At 48.1% G+C, this 9,554-nt stretch carries 8 protein-coding genes; 4 read left to right on the top strand and 4 right to left on the bottom strand.

Going from position 1 to position 9,554, the window contains the following annotated elements; translation table 11 throughout:
• The 4 genes from PLH26_RS16855 to abc-f form a co-directional block, all read left to right on the top strand.
• Positions 1-211: hypothetical protein (locus PLH26_RS16855; protein ID WP_324587200.1), on the top strand; the 211-nt coding region annotated here is incomplete at its 5' end.
• A 173-nt stretch (positions 212-384) separates the two neighbouring features.
• Positions 385-2,535 carry a phosphocholine-specific phospholipase C gene (locus tag PLH26_RS16850; RefSeq protein ID WP_324587199.1) on the top strand — a complete coding sequence of 717 codons (2,151 nt, stop codon included), beginning with the start codon at positions 385-387 and terminating at the stop codon, positions 2,533-2,535.
• A 262-nt stretch (positions 2,536-2,797) separates the two neighbouring features.
• A complete protein-coding gene (locus PLH26_RS16845) occupies positions 2,798-3,379 on the top strand; it encodes a pentapeptide repeat-containing protein (RefSeq protein WP_324587198.1) in 582 nt (193 codons plus the stop codon).
• Between the two features lie 321 nt (positions 3,380-3,700).
• The gene (abc-f, locus tag PLH26_RS16840; protein WP_324587197.1) at positions 3,701-5,302 is read left to right on the top strand and encodes a ribosomal protection-like ABC-F family protein; all 1,602 of its coding nucleotides are present in this window, start codon (positions 3,701-3,703) and stop codon (positions 5,300-5,302) included.
• Between the two features lie 115 nt (positions 5,303-5,417).
• Here abc-f and PLH26_RS16835 read toward each other — a convergent pair whose 3' ends face one another.
• The 4 genes from PLH26_RS16835 to PLH26_RS16820 form a co-directional block, all read right to left on the bottom strand.
• Positions 5,418-5,828, bottom strand: a complete 411-nt coding sequence (locus PLH26_RS16835; RefSeq protein ID WP_324587196.1) for a type II toxin-antitoxin system VapC family toxin — start codon at positions 5,826-5,828, stop codon at positions 5,418-5,420.
• Positions 5,828-6,073 (bottom strand): DUF6364 family protein, encoded by a 246-nt coding sequence (locus PLH26_RS16830; RefSeq protein WP_324587195.1) that lies wholly within the window; start codon positions 6,071-6,073, stop codon positions 5,828-5,830. Before PLH26_RS16830 ends, PLH26_RS16835 begins: the two co-directional genes overlap by 1 nt.
• 62 nt (positions 6,074-6,135) lie before the next feature.
• Entirely contained in the window at positions 6,136-9,213 is a 3,078-nt protein-coding gene (locus tag PLH26_RS16825; protein ID WP_324587194.1) for a PVC-type heme-binding CxxCH protein, read from the bottom strand.
• Between the two features lie 15 nt (positions 9,214-9,228).
• Positions 9,229-9,554: hypothetical protein (locus tag PLH26_RS16820; RefSeq protein ID WP_324587193.1), on the bottom strand; the 326-nt coding region annotated here is incomplete at its 5' end.

The following is a 9,554-nucleotide window of genomic DNA, read 5'->3' as shown; positions in this document are numbered from 1 at the left end:
CCGTAAACTACCCGTTTTGATTTTGGGAGTGCAAAGGTATGTGCCTTATTGTTTACTGCCAAATAGTTGGGAAAGAAAATTTAAAAATGTTTCAGGGGCTGTAAATTACCGCAGGCAATGGGTTATAGCAGGAATTATGAAGCAAATTAAATGGTGTGTATCTCCCCATGTTACCCCTTTCGGGCCTTTGTTGTACAGCGCGCCTGCCTGAACCGGACGCCTGCCCAGCCAGAATGGCTTCGTCGGACCGGCATCCCGTACAGACGGAAGCAGGCGCCAATCCGTATATTTTGCTAAAGCCAGATTTTTGATGATTTATGGTTTGTTGTTTATAGCTTTACCCCGGTCAACCCATCATTCATCAATCAATCAACCAGTTGTTTAATGTCCAGTCTTAACAGGAGAAGTTTTATTAAAATGTCGGCCACGGCCGGCGCGGCTGCCGTATGGTCAACATGGCTGCAAAAAGTGCTGGCAGTAGAAGCCTATAATGCCAGCCGTTCTATCCGGGATGTACAGCATATCGTAATTCTTATGCAGGAAAACCGCTCTTTTGATCATTATTTTGGTACTATGCGCGGTGTGCGGGGCTATGGCGACCGGTTTCCCATTCCCCTGGAAAGCGGTGAACGGGCATTCTTTCAGTCGGACGGCAAAAAGATCATTCCGCCTTACCACGCCAGTAAAAAAACTTCCAACGCGGCATTGATCAATGGCACGCCCCATAACTTTCCCGATATGCAGGCTGCCTGGAACCAGGGTAAATACGGCTTTTGGCCGATGTATAAGACCCCCTATTCCATGGCTTACTATACAAGAGAAGAGATCCCTTTTCAATATGCGCTGGCCGAATCCTTTACCATCTCCGATGCCTATCATTGCTCCGTGGCAACAGGTACAGATCCCAACCGGATCGTATTCTGGTCGGGCAGTAACTTCAACCCCGATAAAAGAGCGGCCGGCATCAACTGCACCGATGAAGATTCGGAGCCGGTAAACCTCCGGTGCTGGATAAAGGGTAAGATGCCGAATCCGGGTTACACCTACCAGGGAAATGCCCTGCATTGGCCTACCATTCCTGATGTGCTCGAAAAAGCAGGTATAAGCTGGCGTATCTACCAGGATCCGAACGATAACTGGACAGGCGCCATGCACGGCTGCCTGGCTTTTGAAAGCTTCCGCAGCGCAAAACCCGGTTCTCCCATTTATGAAAAAGGAATGCGGCACTGGACGATCGAAGACCTTGCCAGTGATGCAAAGCACAACAGGTTGCCACAGGTTAGCTGGGTGCTTCCCCGGCAGATTGATTCCGAACACCCCGGCGCTCCATCCAGTCCTTACCGCGGAGCCGATTTCACCCACGCTGTGCTCTCAGCCATTACCGCCAACCCGGAAACATGGAGCAAAACTGTTTTCTTCCTCACTTTTGATGAGAACGACGGGCTTTTTGACCACCTTCCCGCACCGGCTGTACCTTCTTATAATGCCGACGGCACGCTGGCGGGTAAAGCCACACTTGATCTTCCGGGCATGTATTTTCATAATATAAACAAGAAGCCATCGGAAAAAGGTCCCGTTTACCTCGACAAACGGGATACCATCAGCGGCAATATCCGCCCCTGGGGATTGGGCCCGCGCGTACCGTTGTACATTATCTCGCCATGGAGCAAGGGCGGCTGGGTAGATTCGCAGGCGGCTGATCATACTTCGGTAGGACAGTTCATTGAAAAGCGTTTTGGTGTTACCATTCCTGCCATCAGCCCCTGGCACCGCGCTGTATGCAGTGATCTCACCTCAGCCTTTGACTTCGAAACCCCCAACGACCCGGTTTTTCCAACGATGCCTGAAACAGGCGATCACGAAGCCCTGGACGCCGCTTCCAAACTGCTGCCCAAAGCCGTGGCGCCGGAAACGCCTTCCCCGCTCTACCAGGAAAAAGGTACCCGCTATTCAAGAGCGCTGCCTTATCGCCTGTATACCCGCATTGAGCCTTTGAAGGAGGAGCAAAGGGTAAGGCTGGTTTTTGATAATGATGGGAACTGCGGCGCGGTATACCATGTGTACGATCTTAAGCATTTGGCGCGTATCCCACGGCGTTATACCGTAGAGTCTGGCAAATCGCTGTTTGATGAATGGGATGTACGGGAAGACGGCGGCGCTTACGACCTTGAAGTGTACGGAACCAACGGGTATTTTCACCGGTTTACGGGAAATACGGCAGCGCAGGAACCTGCAATCGCGCTTAAGTACAATCACAGAAAAGGCGGCATATCGGTTAAGATACATAACCCCAATGATGTGGCGATTGATATTCGTATCGCAGACAATGCGTATGGATATGATGTATCGCAGCCGTTTGAGCTTGCAGCGGGGAAAAGCAAAAAAGAGGAATGGCTGCTGGGCAACAGCGGCAACTGGTACGACTTTTCTATACGGTCCGGCAACGGGTTTTTGCGTCGCTTTGCCGGGAGAGTGGAAACGGGAAAGGATAGCATCAGCGATCCTGCAATGGGAATAGGGGAATTGGAGATTTGAGATTGAAAATTTGAGATTGAATTCGCCCGGATGTACAATTTGGGGTTTATCGTTTTTAGTTTATCGTTGAGAGTTCACTCCGGATTTGAAATTTGTGATTTTATCCGCCACGGCGGACAGGTTTGTGTCTTGTGATTTGTTATTGGGTTCTTACTTTCGGATTTCGGGCTTCAGGCTTAGGATTTAGTATTTGCATCCGCCATGGCCCATGTTTTATTCTTGTTATTTCCATCAATACATTGCAAAATATTAAACAACCGGCATGGAAGAAAAACTTATCCGGGACAAAACATTTGACCAATACGATTATACACAAAATCCGCTGGGTAAAGGCGAGTATGAAAACTGCCGTTTTATTGGCTGCGATTTTTCCAATGCAGACATTGAAGATATACGGTTCCTGGAATGCGAATTTATAAACTGCAATATAAGCTCAGCCAAACTTACAGGCGCGGCCTTCAGGGATATACAATTCACCGGCTGCAAAATGCTGGGGCTTCATTTTGAAAGCTGCAGCCAGTTTGGCTTATCGTTCAGCTTCGATAATTGTACTCTCAATCATTCTTCTTTTTATAAAGCCAGGATCAAAAAAACGCTTTTTAAAAATTCACAGCTCAAAGAAGTGGATTTTACAGAATGTGATTTAACCCGGTCTGTTTTTGAAAAATGCGACTTTACTGACGCAAAATTTGAGAACAGCATACTGGAGAAAGCCGACCTCCGTACTTCCTACCACTATTCCATCAACCCGGAAGTTAACCGCATTAAAAAAGCGAGGTTTTCATTAACGGGTGTCCCGGGACTTTTAGACAAGTATGATATTGAGATAGACATGGGGTATTAAATGGCGTTCAGGTGGTGCTTTGCGCTCAGATGCGGTGCTGACCCTCCTGCGTCGGGTGCCGACCGCATCGCGGATTTTTGAAATTTATGGTTTTTGGTTTATTGTTTATTGTTGTCTTCCTTCGGATTCAGCGCTTATGGCTTCGGATTTGAAATTTATTTGGTTCTTGTCATTTGGTTCTTATATTATTGTTTCTCATTATCTTTGCACCCTTCATCAATACAGGCAGATTAAATGTAAAATGTAATTTCTTTCAGACAAGACAAATAGTACGACCGCGAAGCGGTTCGCTATGGTTATTCACCCTTAAAGAAAGAAATTATGCTTACGCTGCAAAACCTCACCTATATACATCCCGGTAAAGAGCTGCTGTTCAACAATATTAATTTTACAGTCAGCGATCGCAGCAAAGTGGCACTGGTTGGCAACAATGGTACAGGAAAATCCACGTTACTGAAGCTCATTGCGGGTGAATGGCAACCCTCCGGCGGTTTATTGAAAGCAGATGCTATACCTTATTATGTTCCTCAAATTTTTGGACAATACAATCATCTCACCATTGCACAGGCACTGCGAACAGACGATAAGCTGAACGCTTTAAAAGCAATCCTCAATGGCAATGTTACGGGATCAAACCTGGCTTTGCTTGATGAAGACTGGACAATTGAAGAACGCTGCCGGGAAGCCTTGAGCTACTGGAAGCTGGAGCCCTTGGATCCAATGCAAAAAATGGATAGCTTAAGTGGTGGCGAAAAAACAAAAGTTTTTCTTGCCGGTATTTCCATTCACCGGCCTGCATTTATTTTGCTGGATGAGCCCAGCAACCATTTGGATACAGCAGGCAGACAATTGCTGTACAACTTTATTCAATCCACCTCGGCCACCCTGCTTGTGGTAAGCCACGACAGGAAATTACTGGATCTTTTGGATACCGTTTTTGAACTGGACAAACGCGGGATAACGGTATATGGCGGCAATTATGATTTTTATGCAGCGCAGAAGCGGATAGAAAATGATGCGCTGAACCAGGAGGTGAAAAGCAAAGAAAAAGCATTGCGAAAAGCCCGGGAAAAAGAAAGAGAAACCATTGAAAAGCAACAGCGGTTGGATGCCCGTGGAAAGAAGAAGCAGGAAAAAGCAGGACTCCCAACCATATCCATGAATACTTTTAAGAACAATGCTGAAAAAAGTACGGCGCGTTTAAAAAATGTGCATGCCGAAAAAACCGGGGGGATAGCACAGGAGTTGCAGACACTACGGTCATCGCTGCCCGATACAGACAAAATGAAGCTGGGCTTTGACAATGCTGCTCTGCACAAAGGCAAAATATTATTTACGGCTACCGGCATCAATTTCGGTTACAACAAACAGTTGCTTTGGCAACAGCATTTGAGTTTTCAGATCACAAGCGGTGAACGGATTGCATTGCAGGGATTGAATGGTTCGGGTAAAACAACGCTGGCCAAAATTATATTAGGAAAATCAGAGCCGCGAACAGGAACGGTTTACAGGGCAGAAACCCAATCGGTATATATTGACCAGGATTATTCGCTTATTGACAATCGGCTTAGTATTTATGAACAGGCACAGCAATACAATGCATCCGCATTGCAGGAACATGAAATAAAGATCAGGCTTGCCCGGTTTTTGTTTACAAAAGATGACTGGAGCAAGCCGTGCAGTGTTTTAAGTGGCGGAGAAAAAATGCGGCTGATGCTTTGTTGCCTGAATATATACAACCTGTCGCCCGATATGATCCTGCTGGACGAACCCACCAATAACCTGGATATGCAGAACACTGAAATACTAACAGCGGCGATCAGCGATTACCGCGGAACGCTCATCGTTATTTCGCACGACGAATATTTTTTGGAGCAAATAAATGTGACGCGGGTAATACACCTGGATAGCGCTCCCCTATAGTTATTTGTCTTTAAATTCTCTGCCATTCATTAAGAAAATGTTTGTATTGCCCATGATGTTTCGCGTACCGCTGAAGTCCGTAAATAGTAGGACTTCGGAGTGTTAAATGACTTCGCTATTTCCGGTTTATATATTCTTTCGCTGTTAAAATAGGAATGCTTTGTTTTTTAAAATCTTTTTTATTCCGCGTTATTATTAAGTCCATGTTGTTTTCAAGAGCGGTATGGTACTGAATAGCATCTTCAAAATCTCTTAGGTCTGAGGTTAGTGCCAAATCAATTATTTTGTGATCTAGAGATAAAACCTCAACCAATAATCTGAATTTTGCCAAAATTTTCCGGGCATCATTGGAGTTATAATGTCTTGATAATAAATAATGCGTATTTGCTATAGTTAAGGAAGAAATATAAAGTTTTACCTTCTTCTTATCCGCAAGCGTAAAAAGCTCCTGAGCTTCCTCAAAAAAATCTTTCCTTTTTTGAAGTAAGTCCAATACTATATTGGTATCAACAAAAAGTTTATCCACTAGGAGTATTTCTTGTTGAGATAATCATAATAGCCTTTTTTGTAGTCTGCTTCCTCTTCCTTTGGTATAACTCCGGTTAAACTCTCAACAAGAGGACTTACCTTAATTTCCTTTTCTTCTTTTTTAGTTAAGGAGCTTAAGTAGTTCTCAATTAATTGAGATAAACTCACTTTATGGCTTTTTGCATAGTCTTTTGCGTTTTCAATTATGCGCTTGCTCAGGTTCAACGTTAATTTAGTATTCATACCTCCATTTACTATTACGTATAAAATTAAATAAAAGTTACGTATATAACAAATGGAGTGTACTATTGCTCCTCCCGCCCCAGCATGCTTAAATATTTGATAAGATCGGCAATATCTTCCCTGCCCGTACCATCCAGCAGCCCGGCGGGCATTAAGGACCCCGCTTCTTCTATATGCTTCAACCCCTTTTTGCTCACACTCACATTCCCATCGGTGGCTGTCCTGATCCGGATATCCTCCGCATCCTCAGCCAGCCTGATGCCCTGTATGATCTCCCCACCTGCGGTTGTTGCCGTTACGCGGCTATAGCCTTCTTTAATGTTTTGCGAAGGCCATAATACTTCTATTGCTATTTCCTCCGGCGACAAGCCCCTTCCCAACGCAGAAAGGTTAGGACCGATATTACCACCCTTACCATGTATGGTATGACAGGAAGCGCAGGACGACAGGCGCTGGTATACCTGCGATCCCCGTGCCGCATCGCCCTTTTCCTTTACGATTTTTATCAACTGACTTATATAATCACCATCGTAAGCGGCAGGAACGGTAGCGGTTTTACCGGCAATGGTATTCAGTTGGCTGCGTAAATCCGGCGCTTCTATGCCCTTATGGGCCAACGCTTCCAGCAGAAGACCGGCGGCCGAAGCGGAAACCGGTTGCTCTTTTATCCGTCCTGTTATCAGCTCAATACCACCCTGCTGTTCGGCAACGGGTGAAATGATCTCCAGCATTTCTTCTACTGTTTTGGAGCGCTCTACCTCATCAACCGTTAAACCGGCTGCCAGGCTTAAATCCAGCACGCCCAGGCTTTTCAGCGCTGCCAGCTTTATTTCGCGGGCACTGTTGGCGCTGCCCACCTGCGTTTTCAGCAGCGGTACGGCACGCTCCCCTTCTAATTGCGCGAGTGCCTGTATGGCCGCAGCCCGCACCTCTACTGCCTGCGATTTGTTTTGCACCAGTTCACCAACGGTAGTACCCGCCTGCCTGATCTGCCAGCGCTTCAGCAGCGCTATTGCGGCTAATTTAAGCGGAGCTGCATTTGCCCCATCCAACACGGCCGTTAAATGACCTGCAGCCTCATCCGAGAGCGGCTGCGGGGGTAGCGCCGCTAACCTGTTCAACAATTCTGCATCTTTCAACGCGGCCCCACGCCGGATCACATCGTTTACATGCGCACCGCTGTCTGCCTGCGCCAATGCCAGCAACAGCCCTGTTTTTTCCGACGCCGGCACATCATTCATCCCTATCAGTTCGGTAAGCCGGTGTGCCGGAAACCAGTCCGGTGGGTCGCCGGCAATTACATGGGCCAGGTGAGCGGGTTTGCTGAACCGGATATTGCCCTGCTGCAGCGCTTTCTCCCATACGGGGCGCAGGGTATATACTGTTTTGTCCCACGCATACAAAAGGAATTGGTCGGTAGGGTGATCAAACATTTCAGCAGCGACCGCTATGGATTGTGCGTCATGTATATAACTCAATGCTACCAGCGCGTGCAGCCTCACTCGCGGGTTGTTATCGTTCACCAGTAACCGAAGCGCCTGCAACGGATCGGCCATACGGTCATGCCATCTGGAGATCACCTGCGCCGCATAGGCTCTTGCGCCGGGCTGTTTTGCCTTCATCAAGCGGGTCACTACGTTTTCATTTACCGCATCGTGACTTTCGAGCACGCCCGCCGCCTCCACCAGGTGATGCTCGTATGCCCTGTCTTTTGGGTCAAGCTTTTGGATCCATACGTTTACTGCAGCAACAACCGTATCCCCGGGCGCAGCGGCAAGCAGCCGCTTTACCTGGTAGCGCACCCAAAATTCAGGCGACTTTAAATGATCAAGCCATTCAGCGGCCGGCCTGCCCGCCAGCTCCGGGCGTTTCACCAGCGGACTGTCTTTGGCGGTGATGCGCCAGATGCGGCCCCGCAGCTTATCCCTGTCGGGGTGCCGCAAAGATGCCTGGTAATGACCGATGATCGGGTCGTACCAGTCCAGCACATAAATGGCGCCGTCGGGACCTATATGCACTTCCACCGGCCGAAAGCTCCTGCTGGCAGAGATGACCAGCGGTTCAACCAACCGGGCTTTGAACCCCGACCCATCGTCACTTACTTTCATCCGCTCTACCCGGTTATTGTAATAGCCCGCCATTATAAAATCGCCCTGCAGGTTGTTGGGCAGGTGTGCGGTACGCACAATCGCCAGCCCGGAGCCCTTGATCTCGAGGCTTCCTATTTCGGGCAGGTAGCTGCGTTTGGAGTCTTCAATCAATCCTGGCACCGAATAATACAGCGGTGGGTCATTGGCTTTGTGAAACATATTGCCCCAATCATCAAAGTTCATTCCCCAGGGATTAACGCTGGCGGTAGACCAGTCGAAGAAATTATCCAGCTTGCCGGTAGTTGGACGGTACCGCCATATCCCGGCCCTGTTCTGCCGTTTTATTCCCCAGGGGGTTTCAATGCGACTGTAAATATTATGGCCCTGTGAAAAAAACAGGTCGCCGCCCGGGCTCCAGGTAAATGAATTGATCGTTTGGTGAAGATCGCCGGTGCCAAACCCCGAAAAGATCACCGACCGCCTGTCGGCCTTATCGTTGTTATCGGTGTCTTCAAGAAATATAAGCTCGGTTTGCTGCCCCATGTATACCCCGCCGTGGCCGAGCTCAAAACCCAGCGGAATGACCAGGCTGTCGGCAAACACGCTCGAAGTATCGGCTATCCCATCATTATTGGTGTCTTCCAAAATAAAAAGCTTATCGTTTGGTTTTTTGCCGGGCTCGGGTTGGGGATAGGTAGTGGTGCATAAAACCCACAGCCTGCCGCGTTCATCCCAGCGCATCGCCACCGGGTTGGCGATACCCAGCGATTCCGACGCATACAATTCTACCTTGTATCCATCGGCAACCTTAAAAGACGCAAGTTCTGCTTCCACCGAATTGTCTGTTTCCACCTGCGCTACCGACATGATATTTTGCTGCGGTACGGGTTCCGGTATTTTTTCAGTTTGCTGCTCAGCGGGCACAGGAGCCTGCGCCGGCTGCAGGCAGGAGCAGATGCCAACGGCCGCAGCCAGCAGCAGTGGCATTATCCTGCGGGAATACCGCAACCGGTTGCTCTTTAATGGAATGATCTCAGAAATATGATCCATGTATGTTTTTACTTGTTATAACTTATCGCTTTCCGCACGAACGCGTTGTTCCGCTTCTTTAAGATAGGATTCGAGCGACATCCTTTCTTCCGGCAGTATCCTGTGGTTCCTGTCCTTCCAGTCGCGGCTGAAAGGCTGCACCAGCTCACTGCCGTAGATAAAGGCCCAGTTGCCCGACCTCCAGTACCGGAACCATATGCTGTTCATATCCTGCACCTGTTTTCGCAAAGGTTCATAATCCTCTTTGTAAACGGAAGGCAGGTTCAGCTCCTTCATCATCAGCTCCGCTGCCAGTTGCTGCGCCTTTGCGGTAAGCTGTATTCCGTTGGTGGTATAGTTTT

It is taken from the genome of Agriterribacter sp. (assembly GCF_035444585.1).
Lineage (GTDB): Bacteria > Bacteroidota > Bacteroidia > Chitinophagales > Chitinophagaceae > Agriterribacter.
Note: the sequence above shows the minus strand (reverse complement) of the source record. Positions and strands in the feature narration are given on the sequence as shown.